The sequence below is a fragment of the Klebsiella sp. GFKo11 genome (genome assembly GCF_056490265.1).
Genome location: NZ_CM151369.1, coordinates 1,421,574 through 1,446,646, shown reverse-complemented (window position 1 = coordinate 1,446,646; position 25,073 = coordinate 1,421,574). Strand labels below are relative to the sequence as shown.

The 25,073-nt window shown below is 54.6% G+C and carries 25 protein-coding genes and 1 pseudogene; 12 read left to right on the top strand and 14 right to left on the bottom strand.

The features are described from left to right. Positions 1 to 5: 5 nt before the first annotated feature. Positions 6 to 977, bottom strand: coding sequence for an agmatinase (speB, locus tag AC07P6_RS06955; RefSeq protein WP_304252950.1), 972 nt, complete (start codon positions 975 to 977; stop codon positions 6 to 8). A 136-nt stretch (positions 978 to 1,113) separates the two neighbouring features. Between speB and AC07P6_RS06950 the strand changes: the two genes are divergently transcribed. Next, a complete protein-coding gene (locus AC07P6_RS06950; RefSeq protein ID WP_009652525.1) occupies positions 1,114 to 2,016 on the top strand; it encodes a LysR family transcriptional regulator in 903 nt (300 codons plus the stop codon). On the opposite strand, the gene AC07P6_RS06945 is transcribed toward AC07P6_RS06950, so the two are convergent. Together AC07P6_RS06945 and AC07P6_RS06940 are read right to left on the bottom strand one after the other, a co-directional pair. Beyond that, positions 2,013 to 3,206 carry an MFS transporter gene (locus tag AC07P6_RS06945; protein WP_434661979.1) on the bottom strand — a complete coding sequence of 398 codons (1,194 nt, stop codon included), beginning with the start codon at positions 3,204 to 3,206 and terminating at the stop codon, positions 2,013 to 2,015. The genes AC07P6_RS06950 and AC07P6_RS06945 overlap by 4 nt on opposite strands. A gap of 64 nt (positions 3,207 to 3,270) precedes the next feature. Next, complete coding sequence (locus AC07P6_RS06940; RefSeq protein ID WP_478316953.1) at positions 3,271 to 4,047, bottom strand: SDR family NAD(P)-dependent oxidoreductase; 777 nt, start codon at positions 4,045 to 4,047, stop codon at positions 3,271 to 3,273. Positions 4,048 to 4,192: 145 nt separating this feature from the next. On the opposite strand from AC07P6_RS06940, the gene AC07P6_RS06935 reads away from it, so the two are divergent. Beyond that, positions 4,193 to 5,113 carry a LysR substrate-binding domain-containing protein gene (locus AC07P6_RS06935; RefSeq protein WP_478315936.1) on the top strand — a complete coding sequence of 307 codons (921 nt, stop codon included), beginning with the start codon at positions 4,193 to 4,195 and terminating at the stop codon, positions 5,111 to 5,113. Positions 5,114 to 5,152: 39 nt separating this feature from the next. Here the strand turns inward: AC07P6_RS06935 and AC07P6_RS06930 are convergent, their stop codons facing one another. The 8 genes and pseudogenes from AC07P6_RS06930 to exaC form a co-directional block, all read right to left on the bottom strand. Further along, positions 5,153 to 5,926 (bottom strand): transporter substrate-binding domain-containing protein, encoded by a 774-nt coding sequence (locus AC07P6_RS06930; RefSeq protein WP_478315935.1) that lies wholly within the window; start codon positions 5,924 to 5,926, stop codon positions 5,153 to 5,155. A gap of 35 nt (positions 5,927 to 5,961) precedes the next feature. Further along, positions 5,962 to 6,108 carry a hypothetical protein gene (locus tag AC07P6_RS06925; protein ID WP_478315934.1) on the bottom strand — a complete coding sequence of 49 codons (147 nt, stop codon included), beginning with the start codon at positions 6,106 to 6,108 and terminating at the stop codon, positions 5,962 to 5,964. 33 nt (positions 6,109 to 6,141) lie between these two features. Next, a pseudogene (locus AC07P6_RS06920) lies at positions 6,142 to 6,342 on the bottom strand (CatB-related O-acetyltransferase); the annotation flags it as partial. Positions 6,343 to 6,911: 569 nt separating this feature from the next. Then, entirely contained in the window at positions 6,912 to 7,976 is a 1,065-nt protein-coding gene (locus AC07P6_RS06915) for a fimbrial protein (protein WP_478316952.1), read from the bottom strand. Positions 7,977 to 8,016: 40 nt separating this feature from the next. Then, on the bottom strand, positions 8,017 to 10,563 hold the full coding sequence (locus tag AC07P6_RS06910; RefSeq protein WP_478315933.1) for a fimbria/pilus outer membrane usher protein: 2,547 nt from the start codon (positions 10,561 to 10,563) through the stop codon (positions 8,017 to 8,019). Between the two features lie 27 nt (positions 10,564 to 10,590). Next, on the bottom strand, positions 10,591 to 11,250 hold the full coding sequence (locus AC07P6_RS06905; protein WP_478315932.1) for a fimbrial biogenesis chaperone: 660 nt from the start codon (positions 11,248 to 11,250) through the stop codon (positions 10,591 to 10,593). Between the two features lie 294 nt (positions 11,251 to 11,544). Continuing rightward, positions 11,545 to 12,141 carry a fimbrial protein gene (locus AC07P6_RS06900; protein WP_478315931.1) on the bottom strand — a complete coding sequence of 199 codons (597 nt, stop codon included), beginning with the start codon at positions 12,139 to 12,141 and terminating at the stop codon, positions 11,545 to 11,547. A gap of 672 nt (positions 12,142 to 12,813) precedes the next feature. Continuing rightward, positions 12,814 to 14,334 carry an acetaldehyde dehydrogenase ExaC gene (gene exaC / locus AC07P6_RS06895; RefSeq protein WP_478315930.1) on the bottom strand — a complete coding sequence of 507 codons (1,521 nt, stop codon included), beginning with the start codon at positions 14,332 to 14,334 and terminating at the stop codon, positions 12,814 to 12,816. Between the two features lie 252 nt (positions 14,335 to 14,586). Between exaC and AC07P6_RS06890 the strand changes: the two genes are divergently transcribed. After that, positions 14,587 to 16,374 carry a sigma-54-dependent Fis family transcriptional regulator gene (locus AC07P6_RS06890; protein ID WP_478315929.1) on the top strand — a complete coding sequence of 596 codons (1,788 nt, stop codon included), beginning with the start codon at positions 14,587 to 14,589 and terminating at the stop codon, positions 16,372 to 16,374. 14 nt (positions 16,375 to 16,388) lie between these two features. Here AC07P6_RS06890 and AC07P6_RS06885 read toward each other — a convergent pair whose 3' ends face one another. Further along, complete coding sequence (locus tag AC07P6_RS06885) at positions 16,389 to 16,985, bottom strand: undecaprenyl-diphosphatase (protein ID WP_478315928.1); 597 nt, start codon at positions 16,983 to 16,985, stop codon at positions 16,389 to 16,391. 181 nt (positions 16,986 to 17,166) lie between these two features. Between AC07P6_RS06885 and AC07P6_RS06880 the strand changes: the two genes are divergently transcribed. The 4 genes from AC07P6_RS06880 to alaE all read left to right on the top strand — a co-directional run bounded on the left by AC07P6_RS06880 (position 17,167) and on the right by alaE (position 19,257). Further along, positions 17,167 to 17,466 carry an ArsR/SmtB family transcription factor gene (locus AC07P6_RS06880; protein ID WP_112216445.1) on the top strand — a complete coding sequence of 100 codons (300 nt, stop codon included), beginning with the start codon at positions 17,167 to 17,169 and terminating at the stop codon, positions 17,464 to 17,466. A gap of 9 nt (positions 17,467 to 17,475) precedes the next feature. Continuing rightward, positions 17,476 to 17,997, top strand: a complete 522-nt coding sequence (locus tag AC07P6_RS06875; protein WP_478315927.1) for a rhodanese family protein — start codon at positions 17,476 to 17,478, stop codon at positions 17,995 to 17,997. Between the two features lie 92 nt (positions 17,998 to 18,089). Continuing rightward, positions 18,090 to 18,269 (top strand): hypothetical protein, encoded by a 180-nt coding sequence (locus AC07P6_RS06870; RefSeq protein WP_112216443.1) that lies wholly within the window; start codon positions 18,090 to 18,092, stop codon positions 18,267 to 18,269. 538 nt (positions 18,270 to 18,807) lie between these two features. Further along, on the top strand, positions 18,808 to 19,257 hold the full coding sequence (alaE, locus tag AC07P6_RS06865) for an L-alanine exporter AlaE (RefSeq protein WP_110277047.1): 450 nt from the start codon (positions 18,808 to 18,810) through the stop codon (positions 19,255 to 19,257). A gap of 40 nt (positions 19,258 to 19,297) precedes the next feature. Here alaE and AC07P6_RS06860 read toward each other — a convergent pair whose 3' ends face one another. Continuing rightward, on the bottom strand, positions 19,298 to 19,648 hold the full coding sequence (locus AC07P6_RS06860; RefSeq protein ID WP_110277046.1) for a DUF2002 family protein: 351 nt from the start codon (positions 19,646 to 19,648) through the stop codon (positions 19,298 to 19,300). Between the two features lie 149 nt (positions 19,649 to 19,797). On the opposite strand from AC07P6_RS06860, the gene AC07P6_RS06855 reads away from it, so the two are divergent. Further along, positions 19,798 to 20,145, top strand: coding sequence for a DUF883 family protein (locus AC07P6_RS06855; protein ID WP_110277045.1), 348 nt, complete (start codon positions 19,798 to 19,800; stop codon positions 20,143 to 20,145). Between the two features lie 94 nt (positions 20,146 to 20,239). On the opposite strand, the gene pdxR is transcribed toward AC07P6_RS06855, so the two are convergent. Further along, on the bottom strand, positions 20,240 to 21,592 hold the full coding sequence (gene pdxR / locus AC07P6_RS06850; protein WP_478315926.1) for a MocR-like pyridoxine biosynthesis transcription factor PdxR: 1,353 nt from the start codon (positions 21,590 to 21,592) through the stop codon (positions 20,240 to 20,242). A gap of 87 nt (positions 21,593 to 21,679) precedes the next feature. Between pdxR and AC07P6_RS06845 the strand changes: the two genes are divergently transcribed. From AC07P6_RS06845 to nrdE, 4 genes are all read left to right on the top strand, one after another. Then, entirely contained in the window at positions 21,680 to 22,111 is a 432-nt protein-coding gene (locus AC07P6_RS06845; protein ID WP_478315925.1) for a carboxymuconolactone decarboxylase family protein, read from the top strand. A 183-nt stretch (positions 22,112 to 22,294) separates the two neighbouring features. Then, positions 22,295 to 22,540, top strand: a complete 246-nt coding sequence (gene nrdH, locus AC07P6_RS06840) for a glutaredoxin-like protein NrdH (protein ID WP_110277042.1) — start codon at positions 22,295 to 22,297, stop codon at positions 22,538 to 22,540. Continuing rightward, a complete protein-coding gene (nrdI, locus tag AC07P6_RS06835; RefSeq protein WP_112216439.1) occupies positions 22,537 to 22,947 on the top strand; it encodes a class Ib ribonucleoside-diphosphate reductase assembly flavoprotein NrdI in 411 nt (136 codons plus the stop codon). The genes nrdH and nrdI overlap by 4 nt, the downstream gene beginning before the upstream one ends. Continuing rightward, the gene (gene nrdE, locus AC07P6_RS06830) at positions 22,920 to 25,064 is read left to right on the top strand and encodes a class 1b ribonucleoside-diphosphate reductase subunit alpha (RefSeq protein ID WP_478315924.1); all 2,145 of its coding nucleotides are present in this window, start codon (positions 22,920 to 22,922) and stop codon (positions 25,062 to 25,064) included. Before nrdI ends, nrdE begins: the two co-directional genes overlap by 28 nt. Positions 25,065 to 25,073 lie beyond the last annotated feature (9 nt).

Genomic DNA, 25,073 nt, shown 5'->3' with positions numbered 1-25,073 from the left:
CGCTGTTATTGAGAAATACGCCGATGATGGGCGTCGGCAAGCTGGCACAGGAGTTCAAACATCATGGTCGCGCCGGTCAGGCTGGTGAGATTACCCTGGTCAAAGGGCGGCGAGACTTCCACCACGTCGGCACCAATCAGATTCAATCCAGCAAGCTGACGAACGCAGCGCTGGGCCTGCAGCGTGGTCATACCGCCAATTTCCGGTGTTCCGGTACCGGGCGCATAGACCGGATCCAGCACATCGATATCGAAGCTGATATAGGTAGGCTGCTCGCCAACAATCTCACGCGCCCTCTGCATCACCTTATCGATACCCAGCTCGTCCACCTGCTCCATACGGATGATGGTGATACCGTTCTCCTCCGCCCAGCGGTGCTCATCGGCGGAAAACAGCGCTCCGCGGATGCCGATTTGCACCGTGCGTTGCGGGTCGAGAACGCCTTCTTCTACCGCACGACGAAACGGAGTACCGTGGGTAAAGCGCTCGCCGCCGAAGTAGCTGTCGTTAGTATCCGAGTGGGCATCAAAATGGATCATCCCCAACGCCTTATTCCGCCCGAGCGCCCGTAAAATCGGCAGCGTAGTGAGATGATCACCACCCGCGGTTAGAGGCATCACCTGCTGCTCATCAAGGGCGCGATACCAGGCTTCAATGCGCGCCAGGCTATCCTGCATATCTACCGGATTGATACGCACATCTCCCAGATCGCCAACGCGGGCGTAATCATAGGGAGAACGGCGGGTGGTCTGGTGGACTCGACGCACCAGGCTTGAAGCATTGCGTAGCTCGCGTGGCCCGTGGCGAGTCCCCGCACGGTTGGTGGTTCCGCCGTCCCACGGCACGCCTACCACGCCGATATCCAGGTCGGCGGCCTGTGGCGCAAAAGGGAGACGGAAAAAGGTCGGTAATCCACTAAAACGTGGAATTTCGCCATCCTGCGGCTGCGGGTATTCATGTTCAATTAAGGATGTCATTGCTGTGTCTCCAGGGCTTTTCGGGGCGATGAAGACATACTGCTGAACGCAGATGAGAGAAAAAATAGTCAAAAGCAAAAAATTAGTTTAGAAAAACAAAAACAAACCCCGGGGCTTACAGCGGAGCATCCCCTTTATGTCAGTTGGAAAATTTCCGAATCTGCGGCTGTTACACGTTTTTATTACCGTGGCGAAATATCAGGGCTTTGCCAATGCGCAGCAGGAACTTAACCTGACGGTTTCGGCTATCAGCAACTATATGAGTGAACTGGAAGAGAAGCTCGGCATCACCCTATGTCGTCGCGGTAGAGGCGGTTTTTCTCTGACCGAAAAAGGGGAAACCGTCCTCCAGCAAAGCATCGACCTGCTGAATTCGATGGAGGATTTTGAGCGCAATACGGCGACGCTGCGCGGCGAGCAGACCGGGATTTTTAATCTTGGCGTAATTGACTCGACGATTACCGACCCGATGCTGCCGATGAGCGAAATCATCGCCACGTTTAGCGAGCGCTTCCCGCTGGTGCATATTAATTTACAGGTCAGAAGCCCGAACGCGCTTTTGCAGGGCGTACTGAATAATGAACTGGATCTCGCCGTGGGCACCTTCTCTTTACAGGCCAATAGCGTGGTGTCTCACCCACTTTATCGCGAACAAAACTGGCTCTATTGCGGTGACAAACACTCTCTGTTTACCGTTAAGCACCCGACGGAAGCGCTTATTTCCGAGATGCGAATGGTCACCCGCAGCTACTGGAGCAGCAGCGATTTAGGGCGCAAAGGCTTTAAGCAGAGCGTCGCGAGTGCAGAAAGTATGGAAGCGCAGCTGATGCTGATTCTGTCCGGCAAATACGTCGGCTATCTGCCGGAACACTACGCTTTGCCCTGGGTGCAATCGCAAAAGCTGCGCGCCCTGCTGCCAACAGAATATGGCTATCAGGCTCCCTTCTCGCTGATTTTCCGCCGGGGTCGCAGCAAAGAAACCTTAATTCGCTCAATGCGAGACGCCGTGCGTGCTGGCGTTAAATCACGCAAAAATTAGGCCCGTTTCGCTGCTCGTCCGCCGACCAGCAACGCAAGCAGCGCGATGACAATCGGCACCAGCGATCCCCACAGCACGGCATTCCAGCCAAAGAGGTTCATCAGCGCACCCGAGGAAAACGAGCCAATCATCATGACGCCGAAAACAATAAAATCATTCAGCGACTGCACCTGGGTTTTCTCTTCCGGACGATGGAAATCCATAATCTGCGCCGACGCGCCGGTAAAGCCAAAGTTCCAGCCAATACCCAACAGGATCAGCGACAGCCAGTAGTGCATTACGTCGATACCGGCCAGGCCGACCATCACCGACAGCACCAGCAGAATTAACCCAGCCGCGTTAATACACCGGGCTCCGAATCGATTGATTAATTTACCGGTGAAAAATCCGGGCCCGTACATGGCGATAACGTGCCACTGAATCCCGAGGTTTGACGCCTGCTGCGAGATACCGTGCATATGCATAGAAAGCGGCGCGGCGGTCATCAGGAAGTTCATCACCATATAGGAGATTGCGCCACTGAACACCGTGCGGGCAAATCCCGGCTGGCGCACAATTTCGCCCAGCGGACGGCCGCCGGATTTTGCCTGCGCCACCGGCTCGGCGGTTTTTACCCCCAGCAATACCAGTGCTGATATCGCTGCCACCAGCCCCTGCGCGATAAAGGTGATCGCGAAGGTATGCGGCGGCCACAGGTTCATGGTGCCGGTGACCAACATCGGCCCGATGACCCCGGCGGCCACCCCGCCGCCCATGACCAGGGAGAGCGCCCGCGCGCGGCGCTCGCCGCTGACGCCATCGGTGGCGGCAAAGCGGAACGACACCGCCACTGCGGCGTAGGCTCCGCCGAAAAAGGCCGCGATGCAGAATAGCCAGAATGAGCCAATAACCACCGCCAGCGCCGCCAGTAGCCCGGTCAAAACACCGGCCCCGGTGCCGGTCATAAAGACGGTTTTGCGCCCACGCCTTCTGGCCAGCGCACCAAACGGCAAAATACAGGCCGCCATGCCCAGCACAAAAATGGTGATTGGCAGCGTCGCCAGCGTGGGATTCGGTGCAATGGCGTTCCCCACGATCGCCCCGGTGGCGTAAAACACCACCGAGTTCGCTCCCGCCAGCGCCTGCGCCGTGGCCAGACGGACGATATTCCGGTTTTGCTGCGCGACCGGCAGCGTTATCTCAGCGCTCATTGATTTTCGTTATCCTGGATGCGTTTTATTTATGCCAATAGCTCTGGTGACATAATGAACGTAATCAGGCATTTCGACCAGCCATCACGCCGCCGTCAATATCCCATACCGCACCGGTCACCCAACCGGTACTATCGCTGAGCAGGAACGCCACGGTTTGCGCGATATCCTCAGGCGTGCCAACGCGGCCAATCGGGTGAAAGCTGTCAAAGCTATTCATCACCGTCTTCACTTCCTCTTTCGCAATAAAGCCTTCATAAATCGGCGTATGTACCACCGCCGGGGATACCGCATTGACACGAATACCGCTGCTACCCAGCTCAATCGCCAGATTTTTGGTTAGCGCATGCAGTCCGGCCTTCGCCATTGAGTAGGCCGATGACGGCGTCGCGCCGATAGCCTGCTGCGCCCACATTGAGCCAATATTCACAATCGCGCCTTTGATACCGGCGGCCAGCATATTGCGCACCACTTCGCGGGTGATAAAAAAGGTCGCCCGATTGAGATTCATATACAAATCATAATCGGCCATTTCATGTTCAATAAACGGTTTCGGGAAGAAGACGCCTGCGGCGTTAACCAGCAGGCTGATATCCCGATGCTCGGCGTTGATAGTCGTCATTACCTGCTGCATACCCGCTTCGGTCATCAGATCGGCAACGATAATATCCACCTTGCCGTAAGCCGCCAGCACCTGACACGCCTGCTCCGCCTTCTCCTGGCGATTGCCCACCAGCACCACGCTGCCGCCGTTCTCAATCACCCGTTTGGCCGTCGCCAGCCCCATCCCGCTGGTCCCACCGACCACTAACAGCTTTTTCCCAGTAAATTCTGTATTCATCATTAACCTCTTCTCTCTTGATTTGCGTGGTCTAAGGATGCCTGTCTTGAGGCACGCTGACGAATGAGAAGAAATAGCGCCACAACAAAGAAAATCTATCTTGATGAGATATACTGAAGCGCAAAATGACCGAGGAATATCCACCATGCGCTCGCTTAACCGACTGAAATGGCTGCATGCTTTTGAAGCCGCCGCCCGCCACGGCAGCTTTACCGGCGCGGCCCGGGAACTGGGCGTGACGCCCGCCGCCGTCGGGCAGTTAGTCAGGGCGCTGGAAGATTGGGTCGGCCACCCGCTGCTGCACCGCACCCGGGCAGGCAAGGAACGTCTGACTCTGGTGAGCGAGGCGCAGGAAGCGCTGCAGGATATTACCCTGGGGCTGGATAAGCTGGAGAGCGGGTTAAACAAGCTTCGCGGTCGCCGGGCACGCTCCGTGGTGGTGATCACCGCCTCGCAGGTGTTGATGATGAACTGGCTGATGGAGCGCTTAAACCGCTTCTCTGAGGCTTATGAAAATATCGACCTGCGCCTCAACGTCACGGAAAAGCTGATGGATGTTTCCCACGGCGAAGCGGATTTGGGGGTTCGCTGCGGACGCGGCGACTGGTCCGGCGTCGATAAGAGCTGGCTGATGGATGAAGAGGCGGTATTAGTGTGCAGCCCGCTGATTGTTCCGCCGGGAAAAATCGCCTGCGGTGATTGGCTGGCAGAGCAAAAGCTGATACATGATGATACGCCGCACCCCGGCGCCAGCTTCCCGTCGTGGGAGGATGTGCTGACGGCAACTCAGGCCCCGCCCCCTCGCGATAGCGGTCTACATATTAATTCAACCTCGGCAGTCATTCTCGCCGCCCTTAGCGGGCGCGGCGTCGCTATTGTGCGCCATGCGCTGGTTAAGCAACTGCTCGCCACCGGCCAACTGGTTCAGCTACATCCTGATAACCGCTGGCCGCTAACGTGGTCTTATTATATCGTCACGCCGCAGCACGCGGTGATGCGCCCGGAAGTGAAGATATTTTATGAATGGCTGCTCGCCGACGTACGGGCAGAAAATCAGAACCGCTGATTTTCTGCCTCGGGAACCACATAGAAAACCTTTAGTGAATCAGGATTTCACCTGATCATGAATCCGCCATTTCTGTTTAAGCACATTTTTGTCCTGGCTCTCCAGCCACTGGTTAACCTTCTCCAGCAGCTGCGGGTTATCTTTGTTCATCATATAGACTTTGAAACTGGCGGTTCCGGCGAACGGCGTCTCGTTGGCTATGCAAAAAACGCCCGGCTCATTGCTTTGGTAGTAGACCCCTTCGATCAGGTCGGTCACCATCATATCCGCCGTTTTCTGCCGCAGCGCTTCAAGGTTATCGATATTGTTTTTCACCCGAATAATCTGCGCATGCTTGATATGTTCATCAACAAAGCTCTGGTTGGTGCCGCCCGGATTCACAACCACCTTCACATTCGGCTGGTCAATTTTCTCCAGGCTGCCAAGCGCGGGAGCTGCCGCGCAGTTAGCCAGCGCAATTTTACCATTCGGTACCACCGGCTGGCTTAGGGCAAAATCTTTTGCCCGCGCCGGGGTTTGTGTCACCCCACCCATAGCGATATCAAACTTATCGGCCTTCAGGTCAGCGGAGAGCGTCGGCCAACTGGTCTGCACGAAGCTCACCTTCAGGCCCAGCCGCTTGCCAAGATCTTTCGCCATATCAACGTCGTAGCCCAGCAGCTCCCCGGCTTTATTGTGAAACGCCAGCGGCGCGTAGTCTCCCGGCACACCCACTTTCAGCTCGCCGCTTTGTTGAATGCTGTTCATATCGCGCGCCTCAGCGCCAAAGGCGACGGCAGCAATGACGAAAGCAATACCTGACTTCAACTTCATCTTTTTATCCTTGTCCAAATGTGAACCGCTTCTGATTAAACCGCGCTACGCTGCGGATTTTGCTTATTAGCCATAACAGCTTTAATCATGGATGCCGTCAATACCGGCGGCGAGAAAGTCAGCATCGTCCCTTCAGCAACGCGCTCGGTGAACAATTCACAAAAGCGCTCAACCTGATTCACCGGAAACGCAGCAATATCCTAGGCGGAGAAACGCCACCATCGTAGCGCCAGCAGTTGTTCAATAATCGCGTCGTTAAAGCGCATACGGATCGGTTTTGCCGGGTTGCCGCCGACGATGGTGTACGGCGCGACGTCTTTGACCACCAGCGCGTTGGCGGCAATAACGGCCCCATCGCCAATAGTAATGCCCTGCGCCAGGGTAACATTCTGACCAATCCACACATCGTTACCGATGGTTATTAGCCGGGGCGTTTTCTCAAAGGGATAAAATTGATTGGGTTTACCGCTGTCGGCTGCAAGAGTCGACATGACGCCGGAGAGATGGGCATAAAACACCGGGCTGGCGCTGGCCCACTCCAGAGGATGTCGGTCGCCAAGCACCTGCAAGCGATCGGCAATCGAGGTATAACGCCCTACCTGAATCAGCGCCGGAAGCAGGGTTCGCGTATAGCTAAAAGCGCCCATGGAGGCCAGCCGTTCACCGCAGCGCCCCCAATAGGTGGTATATGGTTCGGTGACTAGATTTTCCGGTATATCAATTAGCAGGTCGTCACGGTAAAAGGCATGGGCGCAGGTAAGCTTCTGCCCGCCGACAAAAACGCGATGCGCCTGCAATAAAGGTTTTAGCTCACCAAAAGCGATTTTCATCTTCGATTTTCCCGCACAAAAGTATTCCAGGTCAGCCGCTTAATCTCTCGATCATTGATAGCGTACCGATCTGCTCACCGTGCAAAAAATCGTAATGACATCTCTTTTTTGTGAGCTACAGCGCGAAAGCGGTGGCTCTTTTATCGCAGGAACCGTTAGTTATATTCCAGTGCGAAAGTCACCATGCTGTTTGCCGTTCCGGCGGTTACCGCGTCATCGATCTGCACATATTGGGCGCTGAAGTTGATATTTTCCGCAGCGCCCGCGCTGCTGGCGGTGATTCGTTTGAGCACCGGTAAGTTGCTGGCTTCGTTAATTTTTACGCTGGTCCCGGCGGCGGGTGCCGGGGCGCTATTATTACCGTAGGTGAGCTTGATGCCCACGCCGCTGGCGGAGGCGTTCTGTTTACTGAGCGCCAGGGTATCCGTCACTCCGGCCTGCGCTGTCACGCCAAAAAAGCCAATGCGAATATCGGTTGGCGTCGAGCAAAAAACCGGGATGGAAAAGCCCTTTGCGCTACCGCCGGTAGTGCTTTTACCTTTGAACTCCGCCTTATTCACCGTGCCGAGGCTAACGTGAATATTCGAGGTCGAGACCTGACAGCTGCCGCTGCTGCCAATATCCACGTTCAGCGCGGCCATATCGAGCGTGACCGGCGAGCTGGCGACAAATCCGGCGCTACTGTCGGCCTGCTGCTGAATGGACAGCTCGCCGATCTGCGGCTGTGCCGGAACATTAGCGTGGTTACCGCTAACCAGCGCGACCTGCCCGGTCTTGTAAAACGTCACAAATACTTTCACCACCGTCTGCTGCTGTGTCAGCAGGTTAGCAATCTCATTGCTGTCGCAAACCGTCACTGACTCCGCCCTTCCAGCGCTATGGCTGCCATCGATAAAACGAATCGCCCCACCATTGCACTGAAAGCCCAGCGAATACCCCATGCCGTCCAACGCCGAGGGAAACACGTGCTGACCGTTAATCGACAGCGGTGATGAGGCGGTTTTTAGCTGCCGATAAACCAGACGCTTAGCCACGGCTTTCGGCACCTGAAGATCACAGGAAAAATGAATGCCGCCGCCATTATCCGCCATCATACTGGTCATCTGCGTGTTGAGCGGCAGAGTGGGTAGATACTTGATATTCTGGACGTTAATGGTCATCTGACCGATATCCCCTTTGCAGGTTTCCGCCCATCCACTGTGGCTATAAATCCCCGCCATCAGCAGCAATAAAAACGATACTATGCGCAAAATAACCTCGTTACAGACAGACGCCAGAGACGGTTTTTAGCGGACTCTGTTCATGCTGTGCGTTATCGGTAAGATGGAAATGCAGCGCGCATTTCCGCGAAATGTTGTCGGCGTTCCACTCCACGTCCAGGGTTCCCTCTTGCGGAACGCCGCTCAGATAAACTTGCCCCATGTCCGCAACCATGCCGCCCGGAGCCGCCCCTTCGTCATCTTCAGTCTTGCGCAAGTGAACGCTGGCACCAAACGGCAGCGGGCCGTGGCTATCGCTGAGCGTAAACAGCACGCGGCTGCCAATATGCGTCGGATAATTAGCCTGCACCACCGCCCCGCCGCCGGGGATCACCGTCTGCCCTTCAAGATCGACATCGGCATCGTCGGCCAGCGATTCGGTATCGAGGGTAATGGTGTTTTTGCGATATGCCGTCAGCGAGGGCACCACCGCATAGCCCCGCCAGTCGGTATGCACGTTGCTGCCGTTCTGAATCACCACATCGGCAGCCCCCGGCGCACGCACGATGGCAAAGCTCTCACCAACGGTCTGCCCCAGCGTCACGCCATGCGGATGGGCGACGATAGAACCCGATGCGCCCCAGGTAAGCTGGTTGCTTGCGCTGTCATGGCGATAGCCGAGCTGCGCGCTGCCGTAACCGCCGTGGTAGTCCAGCGATGCGCTGCTGTTGCTGCCCTGACCGCCGTTAACATAGCCCTGCTGTAGGGAATAATAGAGATTCGGATTGTGAGGAACCGAACCATATAACGAGGCCTGCTGCGAAGTTCGTCCGTTATTGTCGGAAGTGGTGCTGTAGCTCACCGCGCTCCCGGAGAACGGGCCGCCAAGCGGAATACTCAGGTTAAACGACCAAGAGCGATCGGCTTTATCGCGATCCGAGGACTGAGTGTAGTAATAGCCGACGCCCCACGAGACGCCCCGCCAGGCGCTGTAAAATCCGAGATGGAGCGTTTCATCGCGGCTTTGACGGTGCCAGTAATCTTGTGAATAAGCGGAAATCGCCAGGCTGCTCATGCCGCCGAACGCCTGAGAAATGGACACCTCTTCGCGGCTACGCTTGTTATCCAGCAGCCCGCTGCGGCTTTCAAGGGTATTCGCTTCGCTAAAGTCATAGTAGCCGCTGGAAGAGTAGCGGTAGCTGGCAAGACTAAATGAAGTACCGGTTCCGGCGAAATCCTTCTGATACTGTACGCGAACGGAGTGGCCCGCCGAGCGCTTTCCAGAAGGCGTCGTCGTGCTGGCCCAGGTCGCGTCTCCCCCAAGCGAACCCAGTTCGCCAAAACCGCGCCCGACGCCGAGCGCCCATGACTGATAATCCTGCGCCAGCTGGCTACCGCCGTAGAGGGTGAACTCCGAAGGCAAGCCATAAAACAGCGTACCCTGCAAAAACGTCGGCGATCGGGTCTCGCTCTGCCCGGAATGGTAGCGTCCGGCGCTCAGGCTGAATTTAACTCGCCCTTCGCGCAGCATAAAAGGTACTGCCGAAAAGGGCTGCGTAAAGGTGCGAACCGAGCCATCGCTCTCTTTGACCTGCACTTCGAGGTCGCCGCTTTGCGCCGTCGGGTAGAGGTCGTTAATCGCAAACGCCCCCGGCGAGACAAAAGTTTCATAGATAACGTAACCATGCTGGGAGATGGTCACTTTGGCGTTGCTGTGCGCCATACCACGGATCGTCGGCGCAAAACCGCGCTGGCTGTCCGGCAGCATTTCATCATCGGACATCAGCTGCACGCCGCGAAACTGCACGCTGTCAAAGACTTCACCGGAGGTAAAGGTGTCCCCCATGCGCAGCAGGCTTTTCAGTGATTTCACATCGCGCTGCAGCCAGGTGCTTTGTGAATTCCAGCGCCGGGTCTGCTGGTCATATTGCATCGACGAGACGTTACGCAGACGCCAGGCCCCGAGGTTAATTCCGCTGCGCAAATTCAGATAGCTCGAACGCTGATTATCCTCAGCCTGCTGGCTCTGCGACCCGGTCAGGCTGTAGTTGACGAACGCTGCCGGGATGCCGTCATCCCAGCGCGCCGGATCGACATAGCCGCGGCTCTGGACGTTCATCGCGGCCTGCGGAATGCTCAGGTTCAGGCGCTGGGTAGCGAAATCAAAACGGCTGCTGGCATCAGGGATATAGTGCTCAATGCGGGTAAACCTTTCGCCGTCATGCAGCGTATTAAAGGCCGGGAAAGCGCTGACGTTAACGCCATATTCCGCCAGCTGCGCCGGAGTTAATTGCGGTTGCAGCGCGCCGTTGCTGTCGACAAAAGTCACTTCACTTTGGGCTATCTCCTGGTTATTCACCCAAATGCTGACCGGATACGTCCCCGGTTGTTGACCGCCTGATTTAGCAAAATAGTGTAAATCAGCGGTCTTTTGCTGCGGATTGGCGAACTCCAGCGCCGCCGGGTCAAAGTAGTCGTCTGCCCTTACCGGACTACTTTGGCAAAGAAGAAATAGCGCCGTCGGCACCGTCGCTAATAATAAAAATCCCCCGGTTGGCGCGACGATCGCTGAATAACCGGGTGTGATACCAGGGGTGTTATTTTTCACAATGTTCTGCCCAGGCGAAGCAAAAAATTACTGCTGTGCGTAATCCGTAATACCGCCAAAATCATTAATGGCGCGCCATTTGACCACTCCGGAACCGTTCACCGGCCACTCTTTATGGGTTAATGGCCCAATCATTCCGGGTTCACTAATCTCTTTACCACCAACCGAAATAACAAAAAAGGAGACAAAATAAGGCGTTGAGTTTTGCGCAATCAGGCGATTACCCTCAATTTTAAATGTCAGCTTACGCCACGCATCGGCGGGTTCACCGGCGAGACCCTCCGGGCGATAGAAAATCTTAAATTTCGATTTAATATTGACTTGTAATTTATTGGTTTCATCTTTTTGCGTTGGCGCAATACTTTTCACATTCAGCCAAAAAACGGATTCCCGATCCGCTGGCATATTTCCGCCAATGTAATTAATACGCAATACGTTCTGTTGTTCAGGGTCAAGACGAAATAGCGGCGGCGTGACAATAAAGGGCACCCGACTTTTATTTTCCGGCACATAGTTTTCTACCCATGACTGCACCAGATAAGGCGAATGGGTATCAGCATTGGTCACTGAAATTGCAGCTTCGCGCTTCCCTTCCTGATAAACAACACGGGTCCCGCCCATGACAATACCGGCCTGTGCCGCAGTGGATAGCAGTAAAAAGGCTATCGCGGCAATCGTTCTTTTCATAATCACTACCATCAGGAAATAATAAAGAGCAGGGATGAATACCTGAGACGGGTAACAAACCGCTATTAAATATTGTGTTCGCATTTCTGCCGGGCGGCGGCTAGCGCCAGCCCGACAGGGGCAAAAAGCAGAAACTGCGTTGCGCGCGCTTTCCCGGAGGCGATACTACGCATCTGTCCGAGCTACTGACCCCCGTAGCCCGGGAAGGCAGACATCCACAGTATCTACGAAATCTTCAATATCAACAGGCGATAAGAGCCCCGCTGTTTCAGCCGTCTGACCTGCTCTTTTTTATTAGTTGTAAACCATATTGAAGTTAGCTGTGCCGTCGGCAGAACCGGCGGAAACCGCGCTGGTAGAGACGTAGTCAGCGAAGAACTCCAGATCGGCGGTACCGGTCGTGGTGCCGGTCGCACCAGCGGTAACGTTATGACTACGTGAAACAGCGCCCAGACCAACCGGCGTTGATTTATCATTTTCATACAGCTTAATCGCTACCCCTTTCGCGGTACCGTTAATCGCCAGCAGGTCGCTATTGTTGGTATCGCGGGTGCCGTCAAACAGCACGGAAACGGTGGTGACGGTCGAAGGACAATCTTTCACTTTGATATGGAAGGAGGTTTTGGTGGTTTCTGAGCCTGTGCCGGTAAAATAGCTGCTTGCCCATTTCCCCAGATCAACGCTTTGATTTGCGCTGGTGCTATCAACATTACAGGAGGAGTCGGTAATAGAGCCGGTAAATTCAACCTGACCGCCAGTACCTTGGGTTCCCGCGCTGCTGCCGGGATTAACGGTCATAGCAGAACTGGCCGGTTGGGAAATACTTGATAATGCTGAGCCAGACACCAGAGCACCGACAATCATTGCCATAACACGAAATTGCGTTTTCATTATTTATCTCATCTCTAACTTATATTTTTGCCGATTACGCATTGAGCCAGTATAGCCTGAGCGAATCTGCTTACAGATCCTCCATGTTAATGATATTCGCGTTCCATCCGCAGGATATTGGGCGTACAGGCATCCTGCTCCGCTTATTTCTTTGACATTATTCATGCACAAAAAAATTATTGAGCGAAACGACTAAAAGATGCATTTAAAGTACAAATAAATATTATCCCGCCCAAAAACAATTCGCAATATTTCGTTATGTTAATGAAATGGTGTTTTATTTTACATAATAAAAGAATATTAAACACATCCCGATAATTGTTAATTAATGCAACCAAGAATCCCAATACAGCAACAGAAAAAAGCAACAATAACACACATAAATTAACACCAGAAGGCGGTTTAACCTCAGCATATAGTTATCATTTATCTAAACAGGAATAGAACTCATCAAATATTAGGATAAATCTTAGAGTGAATTTTTATCTTATTTTCATCACCGAAATAACAATAATCACGCTAATCAATAATAATCTTTAATATGGAGGGGATGGTTATTTCGAATGAAGCCCATCAGTGAAATGAAAGATAATTAACCACATTTATTTCAGGGAATAAAAACCCGTAATCTCTTATTAAGATTACGGGTTACCTTAATTAAGGGCTATTCGGTCAGAACAGACCCAACGGTGCGGTACCGTAGCTCACCAGCAGGTTCTTCGTCTGCTGGTAGGCATTAAGGGCCATTTTATGCGTTTCGCGCCCAACGCCAGACTGTTTGTAACCGCCGAAGGCCGCGTGCGCCGGGTAGATATGGTAGCAGTTAGTCCACACGCGACCGGCTTTAATGCCGCGCCCCATGCGATACGCCAGATTGGTATCCCGCGTCCAGACGCCAGCGCCGAGACCAAACTGGGTCTGGTTGGCAATAGACAGCGCCTCCGCTTCATCTTTAAAGGTGGTGACGCCGATAACCGGGCCAAAGATCTCCTCCTGGAAGCTGCGCATATCGTTACGGCCCTGAATCAGCGTCGGCTGAATATAGAAACCGTTATCCAGCTCGGCAGAGATACTGGCGCGTTCCCCCCCGGTCAGGATCTTGCCGCCTTCGTCCCGGGCGATTTTGATATAAGAAAGGATCTTATCGAACTGCTGACGCGATGCCTGAGCACCAATCATGGTGTCAGTATCAAACGGATCGCCGCGGCGTATTTGCGCCACTTTCGCCATTACCCGTTGCATAAAGGGTTCGTAAATAGACTCCTGAATCAGCGCGCGGGACGGGCAGGTACAGACCTCGCCCTGGTTAAAGAAGCCCAGCACCAGGCCTTCAACCGCCTTCTCGATAAACTCCTCTTCGCCTTCCATCACGTCGGCAAAATAGATATTCGGCGACTTACCGCCGAGCTCGACGGTACAAGGTATGATGTTCTCAGCGGCGCAGGCCATGATATGGCGGCCAACCGGCGTTGAACCGGTGAATGCAATCTTAGCAATACGTTTGCTGGTCGCCAGCGCTTCACCCGCCTCTTTACCAAAGCCTTGCACCACGTTGAGTACCCCCGCCGGGAACAGATCGCCAATGATCTCCAGCAGCAGGGTGATGCTAAGCGGCGTCTGCTCAGCGGGTTTCAGCACTACGCAGTTACCGGCCGCGAGCGCCGGAGCCAGCTTCCAGGCGGCCATCAGCAGCGGAAAGTTCCACGGAATAATTTGCCCGACCACGCCTAGTGGTTCATGGAAGTGGTAGGCCACGGTAGTCTCGTCGATCTCCGCCGTACTCCCCTCCTGCGCGCGCAGACAGCCGGCAAAATAGCGGAAGTGATCGACCGCCAGCGGCAGGTCGGCGTTAAGGGTCTCGCGGATTGGTTTGCCGTTATCCCAACTCTCCGCCACCGCCAGATATTCCAGGTTAGCCTCGATACGATCGGCGACCTGCAACAGCAAATTAGCGCGATGCTGAGCCGAGGTTTTGCCCCAGGCATCGGCGGCCCGGTGCGCCGCATCAAGGGCCAGGTCGATATCTTTGGCATCTGAACGCGGGAACTGCCCAATATCGCTACCATCGACCGGGGAGGTATTCATAAAGAATTCGCTGCCGATCGGTTCAATAAATTTACCGTCAATAAAGTTACCGTAAGCAGACTTCAGTGAAACCAAAGCGCCCGGCGTGCCAGGATGTGCATAACGCATCGCGAATCTCCTTCATGTAGGGTTGAGGCGCAGCGGCATATTAGTTTTGTACGATCGCTCGCTGCACCTGAACGCTATTGCAGGGGTTATGCCACTTTTCCTGCTTCTTAAAACTTATTTATGTTCAATAAATTAAATACTCACTCCATTTTTCTGTTGCGCCGATTTTTTCTTATGTGTCGCAAATCGCAACATCAAATAAACCACATAGCTACAATATTGCAACACAACTAAACCGCCATGAGGTGTCACGTGCGAGGAAATCCGTTTTCCCTGACGTCGGAGGTCAAAGCGAGCCCGCTGCTGAGCGATTCCTGGTGTCGCAGCCAGCGCTATGGCCTCGACCCCACCACGGATGACTTTCCTCGCTTGCACGCTAGCGAACTGGCCGACAGGCTTGCCAGCCATCACCGCATACAAAGGCTGACGCAGCCGGTGGTCAATGGACTATCAGGCAAGGTTAGCGACCTGCAATCGGTGGTGATTCTCTCCGATGCCAGCGGCCTGGTCCTACAAACCTTCGGCAACCTGGATGCCATGCAGAAGGCACAGCGCTTTGCCTTGGCCCCGGGAAATCTGTGGAGCGAGAGCGGGCGCGGCACCAATGCCATAGGCACCGCACTGGCGATTGACGACTGCTGCGAAATCGATGGTCGTCAGCATTTCCTGACCAGCAATCAGGGGCTTTATTGCGCCGCCGTGCCGCTGCAAAGCCCCGACGGACAAATTGCAGGCGTGCTGGATATCTCCGGCCCGGCCCACTATCCGCATACCCAGACCATGGTCTGGGTAAAAGGCGCGGCGAAACAGATAGAATATCTGTGGGTCAAACAGAGCCTGCATCCGCAGCAGTGGCTGATGAGTCTGCATTCCCGGGTCGAAAAACTCGACAGCGTGGAGGAGTTGCTGCTGATTTTTACCGATAATGTGCTGACCGCCGGTAACCGGCTGGCAATGCGCGAACTCTGCCTCAACGCGGCGCAGTTTGGGCACATCACCTTCCAGCAGCTTTTCCCCCAACTTCAGCAAACCGCCGTCAGCGTACCGCTACCGTTCACCACTGGACGTCAGAACTACTACTACCGCTTACGCGCGCCAAATCGCACCAGCGTGGCAATGCCAGAGCGGCCAACTATCAACTACCCCTTCTCCATTCAGCATGAAGGTGAAAAGCTGGTCCGCTTGCTTAACGCCGGGATTGGCTTGTGTATTGAAGGGGAGACCGGCTGCGGCAAAGAGTACGTCAGCCGTATGATTCACCAGCACAGCCGCTGGCACAGCGGTAAATTCGTCGCCATCAACTGCGCCGCTATTCCCGAATCGCTGATTGAGTCCGAGCTGTTTGGCTATCAGCCTGGTGCTTTTACGGGTGCCAACAAGAACGGTTATATCGGCAAGATTCGCGAGGCCGACGGCGGCGTGCTGTTTCTCGATGAGATTGGCGATATGCCATTAGCCCTACAGACCCGGCTGCTGCGGATCCTTCAGGAGAAAGAAGTGACACCGCTTGGCGCCAGCCAGAGTTCACCGGTCAACTTCGCGGTAATTTGCGCCACTCACCGCAACCTGGCCCAGCGCGTCGACGAAGGCACCTTCCGCGAAGACCTGCTCTATCGACTGCGCGAATATGCCCTGACGCTGCCGCCGCTGCGCGCCTGGACTGAACTACCTGCATTTATACAGCAGCTGTGGCGGGATCTGGGCGGAGAAAAACGACGGGTCACCCTAACACCTGAACTATGCGAACACCTGGCGGCGCTGCCGTGGCCGGGAAACGTTCGTCAGTTGCAAAGTCTGATGAGGGTACTGCTGGCGCTGGCCGAAGATGGTGAGAGGCTGGGGATCAATGCCCTGCCCAATGAATATCGTACCCACTCCGTCGCCCACGTACCGCGCGGGCTTCAACAGCATGATGCCCAGTTGATTGCCGACACCCTGGCAAGCTATAACGGCAACATCAGCAAAGCCGCACAGGCGTTAGGCGTGGCGCGCAGTACCTTGTATCGTCGCGCCGCCCGTCGTGGAAGTCATAAAGCATAGCGCCCTGCTTTCGCTCAGGGCGTAAAGCGCGGCGGTAGCCAGGAGAACATTCGCCTGCTCATCGCTTCGCACAACGAAGTTAAGCGCCGTCCAGCGCCCTGCCAGATAAGCTTTGCGATGCAGACGCCGCAGGCTGAAACCAGCACCGACCCTGCCATATCCAGCGGAAAGTGAACCCCCAGGAAGATTCGTGCCCAGGCGACGGGGAGCGCCGCCAACAGCAGAAAAAGCCCCGCGGCGCGTAAACGCAGCGACAGCAGTGCAAAAGCAGCGCTAAACATCACCGTTCCATGGTCGCTCGGGAAAGAGTTATCCGCCGGATGGCTTATCCAGGTATGGCCAAGAGAAATCATAAACGGCCGCGGGTGAAACCACAGCATGCCACAGATAAATCCCAGCCCCAGCGCCGCCAGAATGCTCAGGGTACAAAACAACGCCTGCCGATGCCCCTGACGCCCTCCTGAAAACCACAGCCAAAGCAAAATGAGCGGAACCACAAAAATTATCCCACTTGCCGAAAAGCGAGCCAATGAGAGGATAGCATCCGGCGTACCGGGCGATGCATTCAGCGCTAAAAAAGCGCTTTGATTGAAGGTTTCCAGTGCGTTCATAGCAATAACTCGTGCAGTCATATTACCGTCATTATCGCTATCCAGGCTTAAGTTACGCTTAACCCGGCGGCAATGAATTATCCTGATTTCTGACAAACAATTTAGCCACAGAAGCATCCATTGCTGGCACAATATTATTTTTTATTTTAGACTTTACTAAATTTAGAAAAGACTAAAATAAATGAATACACCTGAACAGCTACAGACCAGCGCCGGGGAAGCCGCCGCCCTGTTGAAAGCCATGAGTCACCCCAGCAGGCTATTGATTCTGTGCATGCTTTGCGAAACCCCGCACACCAGTGCTGGTGAGCTTGCGCGGATCACCGGCCTGAGCCCTTCGGCAACCTCACAACATCTCACCCGTATGCGTGACGAAGGGCTTATCGGCAGCGAACGCCAGGCGCAGCGAATTCACTACTTCATCACCCAGCCCGCGGTTCAGCAAATCGTCGCTACGCTAAAATCCATCTATTGTCCTTAAGGAACATTCATGACAATCGCCACTCTTTCCCCTACAGAAGCTCAGATGCTCATCGCCCAGGGTGCACGGCTGGTCGACATCCGCGATGCTGATGAGTACGCCCGCGAGCATATCCCTGAAGCTGAACTGGTGCCGCTGAGTACGCTGAACAACGGAGCTTCGCTGCACGCAAGCGCTGACGAGACGATCGTATTTCACTGCCAGGCGGGCTCGCGTACCCAGAATAATGCCGCTCGTCTGGCGCAAGCTGCCGCTCCGGCGCAGGTAAAACTGCTGGCGGGAGGAATTCAGGCGTGGAGAGCGGCGGGGCTGCCGGTGCAAGAGGACAAGTCACAGCCGCTGCCGCTGATGCGTCAGGTGCAAATCGCCGCGGGCGTGCTGATTTTACTCGGCGTGGCGTTGGGCTTTTCCCTCGGCAGCGGCTTTTTTCTGCTCAGCGCATTCGTCGGGGCCGGTTTAACCTTCGCCGGAGTGACTGGTTTTTGCGGTATGGCGCGTCTGCTGGCGGTGATGCCGTGGAACCGTCGTTAACATCTACCTCTTTCGGCCAGTTGTTTGCGGCTCTTTTGCTGAGCTATGGTTATTAGCAGCAATAATTTTTATCAGCACAAAGGAGAAGAACCATGTTTTCAGTTGGCGATCTGGTACAACCGCGTTTAGGTGGGCCAAAATTGAAGGTTGTGGAAGTCCATGACGATCAAATTGTTGCCGTTCAGGCGAGTAATGAGCAAGGTGAGAAATATACGCTGAAGTCGGTCGACGTTACGGCTTATAAAGAAGATGGTGATTTTGGCGTGTGCTAATCAAATCCGTAAAGACCACGGTGGGTTTCCCCACCGTTTTCAATATTACATTTCCAGCGTTTAAATAATTCAGGATATATCGCCAGTAGAGAATCAAAACGCTGCCGATGCTCGCGAAGAATAGTCATGCACGAAATACGAATAGTCACCCAACAGCATAAACAGCACGTCATGCTACATTAAAACCAAATCAGGCATAAAAAACTCCGAAAGTGACACAAATCACATCAGGACGCGATCCCGTCGCAAAGTCGGCCATTACTAAACGGCACCGATCTCACTCTCATTACGTACACATTAACTATCTAATTGATAAATAAAACAAAAAACATCAAAGAGAACAAAAGTAGCGTAACGGACAAAAAACGGCCTGATGCAGAGTATTTTATCGACAAAAAGCCATTAAATAAAAATTTATAGCTAGTTGCCACTTTTAATGCAGAGATATAATCTACGCACATCAAAACAGACAGCCCAAAAACGCTGATTAACTGCGAATATTTTGGCTTTATTGACTTTAATTTCGAGGAGCATACCGATGTTCTCTGCGCAGTCCCGCTTGCGTCACGCGGTAGCAGACACCTTTGCGATGGTGGTTTACTGCACCGTTGTAAACATGATGATCGAAATTTTTCTCTCCGGCATGTCCTTCCAGCAGTCATTATCGTCGCGACTGGTAGCGATTCCGGTAAACATTATTATTGCGGTACCTTACGGTTTTTACCGTGATTTCGCCATGCGCCAGGCGCGTCGCATAAGCCCATCTGGGTGGATGAAGAATATTGCTGACGTGATTGCCTATGTGACATTTCAGTCACCGGTATACGTGGCGATTCTGTTGGTTGTTGGCGCTGAATGGCAGCAAATTGCCGCGGCGGTCAGTTCAAATATCGTGGTATCAATGCTGATGGGTGCGGCGTACGGCTATTTCCTTGATTACTGCCGCCGCCTGTTCCGCGTGAGTCCTTACCAGCAGGCTAAAGCCTGAGTCATTCAAAAAAGCGACTGGTTACGCCAGCCGCTTTTTTTCAACTATATTGCGCCTCGCCAAATAGGCCATTGAGGAAACGCTCAAGCGCCATGCGCGAACTAAAACCGTGTGGAATACCATAATGCTGCTGGACATCGCCTGCTAAATACAACGGAAACTGCTCGTAATGATCGCAGGTTTTAATATCCGATGCAGGATCCGACAGCGTCGTACTACGTTCTTTTAACGCAGGATGAATAATTAACGCGGTACGCCCCATACGAGCTTCACGGTTCACATAAACATAATCATCGCCACGACGATATCCATACGCCTTTTGCGTCACAACATCCATGGTGAAGCCGGATTTTTCAAGAACACGCGCCACCTCATCGGGTCTTAAATACATACTGATTCCTCGTTATCTTTCACCGCACGTCAACCTTACCTTATTCATTAAAGACAACGCTTTCGGATAATTCCATAAACCACCTCCTACAGCATAATTCGAAATCGTGTCCTACACTTTAAGACTCAATGGAACTAAGGGAGAAACTCATGGCCAATCGAGCAAACCGCAACAACGTAGAAGACAGCGCTGAAGATATTCATAACGATGTCAGCCAATTAGCGGATACGCTGGAAGAGGTGCTGAAATCGTGGGGCAGCGATGCGAAGGACGAAGCCGAGACCGCGCGTAAAAAAGCCCAGGCGCTACTGAAAGAGACTCGCGCCCGCCTTAACGGTAATAATCGCGTACAGCAGGCCGCGCGTGATGCTGTGGGCTGCGCCCGCGATGTGGCCGGAAGCGCTGACAGCTACGTGAGAGACAAACCGTGGCAAAGCGTCGGTGCCGCAGCCGCCGTTGGGGTATTTATTGGCGTATTGCTGAATTTGCGCCGATAATCTAATTGCCAGACCAATGAAGATAACAAATACGCGTCTACCCCTGCATACCCCGGTATGCAGGGGTTTTTATTACCCTAAGAATTTTATTACCCTAAGAAAACAGAGCTAACCTGAGCTGACGGACCACGTCGATAGCCCTCTCTGCCGACGTCAGATTGGTAAAACTCATTAACAGCCCCTTCTCCCCCTGGCTATCAATTCGCCAGTCGCTCAGCGCCTGCACCGCCAGACCGGCTTGCCTGCCGCGCAGGGCCAACTGACGATCGTCCCCCTCAACGTTAACCACCATCTGAATCCCGCCCAGTTGGGGAACCGCCGAAAATCCCTGCTCCCGCAGCGCCGACTCCAGCCACTGGCGGCGCTGCGCATAGCTGGCGCGCATTTTCTTCAGATGACGCCAGAAATGGCCCTCGCGGATAAAATCGGCCAGCGCCTGCTGCCATAGCGTCGGCACGCTACAGCTCATCAGCGCGGCCTGTTCACGAAACTGCGCCACGAGCGGTTCCGGTACCACCAGCCAGGCGGCGCGCAGTGCCGGAAAAAATGATTTACTGAACGCCCCGGCGTAGATGACCCGTTGCGGGGCGTCGAGGCTTTTTAAAGGCGGTAGCGGCTTACCGTGATAGCGAAACTCACTATCGTAGTCATCCTCGATAATCCACGCGTCGTTCTGCACCGCCCATTGCAATAGCTGCCTGCGCCTGGCCAACGATAGCGCAACACCGAGCGGACTTTGGTGAGCGGGAGTCAGCAGAGCAAAATGCGCATCCGGATAGTGCTGCTGCGCCCAGGCGATATCCATCCCCTCATCGTCAACCGGGACGGGATTTATCTTTATCCCTTCCCCGCTCACGATGGGTCGGATCAGCGGAAACCCAGGGTCCTCCATCCACATGTTCTGGCCCGGTCGGGCCAGGGTGCGCAGGATAAGGCGCATTGATGCAGCATAGCTACCGGTTACCAACACCTGCTCAGGCCGACACTCAATACTGCGCGATAGACGTAAATAATCAACGATGGCCCGGCGCAGGATCATCTCGCCGCCTGGATCGCCAGGAGCAAGATCAAAGCGCGTTTGCGTGCGCAGCCGTCGGCCCATCACCCGCGCCCACAGCCCGCGAGGAAACAGATCCAGTGCTGGCAGACCCAGTTGAAACGGTAGCGGCGCCGTCGGTTCGTCGCCCGCACCAGGCTGCACAGGAGCGCTTTGCTGCGGGCTGAGACGCTCGCTGACAAAGGTCCCCGCCTGCCCGCGCCGCTCCAGCCAGCCCTGCGCCACCAACTCACCCCAGGCGTTTTCTATCGTCGCCCTCGACACACCGAGCTCCTGCGCATAGACCCGACTCGCCGGCAGCCTGCTGCCTGGCATCAGTTCGCCACTCTCAATGGCCGATTTAAGCTGTCGGGCAATACGCTGATAGTGCGGGAGTTTTTTGGTATTCATTATGGTCTGCTTTTTTCATCACAATATGGCTATCTTATGCAGTCCATTATAGTGCTATTTTGCTGACGTCTTAATGAGGAGAGTAAAATGACCATACTACGTCAGCCGTACAATGAACTGAGCCCGGAAGTCTATAACGCACTGGTGCAGGCGAGCATTGCGCTGGAAAAAAGCGAACTGGGCAACACGATGATAGAGCTGGTTTATTTGCGGGTGTCGCAAATCAACGGCTGCGCCTTCTGTCTGGAGATGCATAGCAAAGCGCTGCGCAAGTCCGGCGTGGCGCAGAACAAATTAGACGCCCTGGCAGGCTGGCGAGTCAGCGCTCACTTCAGCGATGCCGAACGCGCGGCGCTGGCGTGGGCTGAATCGGTCACCCATATCGCCGAAAGCCATGCCGAAGATGATGTTTATCTGCCGCTGCTGGAGCATTTTAGCGCCCGACAGATTAGCGATTTGACTTTCGCCATCAGCCTGATGAACGCCTTTAACCGCCTTGCAGTGAGCATGCGCCTGTAATTTCACGACAAAAAAATCTGCCCCCCGCTGATACCTTTAGTGGGGGTTACTTTTTGCAAAAACCATATATATTGAGTTGTTGAACTTTTAAATAACTACATCTAGTATTTCCCTCAACGATAACCCATAACGCACGACGTCATTTTTTGCGCCGTGCTGTTATCTTAAATGGAAATACGAATCATGCGCATTACTATTTACACTAAAAACGACTGCGTGCAATGCCATGCCACTAAACGGGCCATGGAAACCCGCGGGTTTGAATTCGACATGGTCAACATCGACCACCATCCTGAAGCCGTCGATATGCTGCGCGAGCAGGGCTTCCGCCAGCTTCCGGTAGTGATTGCCGGGGAAACCCGCTGGTCCGGCTTCCGCCCGGACATGATTAACCGCCTGCGCCCGGCAACCTCAGCGGCCAGCGTATGAGCCTGATCGTCTACTTTTCCAGCAGTTCCGAAAACACGCATCGGTTCGTCCAGCGTCTGGGGCTGCCCGCGGTGCGTATTCCGCTTAACGAGCGGGAGCGCATCCAGGTAGACGAACCCTACATTCTCATCGTCCCCAGCTACGGTGGCGGCGGCACGGCGGGCGCGGTTCCGCGGCAGGCGATCCGTTTTCTTAACGATCCGCATAATCGCCAGTTGATTCGCGGCGTGATTGCCGCGGGTAACCGTAACTTCGGCGACGCCTATGGCCGCGCTGGCGACGTTATCAAGCAAAAATGCGGCGTACCGTACCTCTATCGCTTTGAGCTGATGGGCACCCCACAAGACGTCGACAACGTGCGTAAAGGAGTAAGCGAATTTTGGCAACGACAACCGCAGAACGTGTAACCACCGGGGCACCTGACTTCCACGCCCTCAACGCGATGCTGAATTTGTACGACAGCAACGGTCGCATCCCGTTTGAAAAGGACCATCAGGCGGTAGAGGCGTTTATGGCCAGCCACGTTGAGCCAAATACCGTGCCTTTCGCCAGCCAGGGTGACAAGCTGACGTGGCTGGTCGCCGAAGGCTATTACGATGCAAAAGTGCTGGCCCGCTACGACAGGCAGTTTATTCTTGAGCTGTTCGCCCATGCGCAGAGCTACGGTTTTCGCTTCCAGACGTTTCTCGGCGCATGGAAGTTCTATACCAGCTACACGCTGAAAACCTTCGATGGCAAGCGCTACCTTGAAGACTTTGCCGACCGTACCTGCATGGTGGCTCTGAGTCTGGCGCAGGGCAACGAGGCGCTGGCGCATCAATTGACCGATGAGATCCTTTCCGGGCGCTTTCAGCCCGCTACGCCGACGTTTCTTAACGCCGGTAAACAGCAGCGCGGCGAGCTGGTCTCCTGCTTCCTGCTGCGTATTGAAGACAACATGGAATCCATTGGTCGCGCGGTCAACTCAGCGCTACAGCTGTCAAAACGCGGCGGCGGTGTGGCATTTCTGCTCTCTAACCTGCGCGAAGCTGGTGCACCGATCAAGCGTATCGAGAACCAGTCCTCCGGCGTGGTGCCGGTAATGAAAATGCTGGAAGATGCCTTCTCCTATGCCAACCAGCTTGGCGCGCGTCAGGGGGCCGGAGCGGTCTATCTGCATGCCCATCATCCGGATATCCTGCGTTTTCTTGATACCAAACGCGAAAATGCCGATGAGAAAATCCGCATTAAAACGCTCTCCCTCGGAGTCGTCATCGCGGATATCACCTTCCAGCTCGCGAAAGAAGATGCGCAGATGGCGCTGTTCTCGCCCTATGACGTCGAGCGTCTGTACGGTAAACCGTTTGGCGATATTGCGGTGAGCGAGATGTACGAGCAGTTGGTTGCCGACGAGCGGGTAAGCAAGCGCTGGATCCGCGCCCGCGAGCTGTTCCAGCGGCTGGCGGAAATTCAGTTTGAGTCAGGCTATCCGTACATCATGTTTGAAGATACGGTCAATCGCGCGAACCCGATTGCCGGGCGCATTAATATGAGCAACCTGTGCTCGGAGATATTGCAGGTCAATACCCCCTCTACGTTTGATGAAAATCTGGATTACGCCAGCATCGGCCGGGATATCTCGTGCAACCTCGGTTCGCTGAATATCGCCCACACCATGGACTCCCCTGACTTCGCCCGCACGGTAGAGGTGGCAGTGCGCGGTCTGACGGCGGTGTCCGACATGAGCGATATCCGCTCTGTGCCGTCGGTAGCGGCGGGCAATGCCGCGTCTCATGCCATCGGTCTGGGGCAGATGAATCTGCACGGTTATCTGGCGCGGGAAGGCATTGCCTACGGCAGCGAAGAGGGATTGGATTTTACCAACCTCTATTTCTATACCATCACCTGGCACGCGCTGCGCACCTCGATGCTGATGGCCCGCGAACGGGGTGAGCATTTTGCCGGGTTCGAGCAGTCGCGTTACGCCAGCGGCGACTATTTCCAGCAATATCTTGAGGGTGACTGGCAGCCGAGAACGGCGAAAGTTCGCGAGCTGTTCGTCCGTTCGGGTATTCGCCTGCCCGACCGCGATATGTGGCGGCAGCTGCGCGATGACGTGATGCGCTACGGTATCTACAATCGCAACCTGCAGGCGGTGCCGCCGACGGGGTCCATTTCATACATTAACCACGCGACCTCCAGCATCCACCCGATCGTGTCGAAGATAGAGATCCGCAAAGAGGGGAAAACCGGACGCGTTTACTACCCCGCTCCGTTTATGACCAACGACAATCTGGCGCTGTATCAGGATGCCTATGAAATTGGGCCGCAGAAAATCATCGATACCTACGCCGAGGCGACGCGTCATGTCGATCAGGGGCTGTCGCTGACCCTGTTCTTCCCCGATACCGCCACCACCCGCGATATCAATAAAGCGCAAATCTACGCGTGGAAGAAAGGCATCAAAACGCTGTATTACATCCGTCTGCGCCAGCTGGCGCTGGAAGGTACCGAAATCGAAGGCTGCGTGTCCTGCGCGCTGTAAGGAGAACAG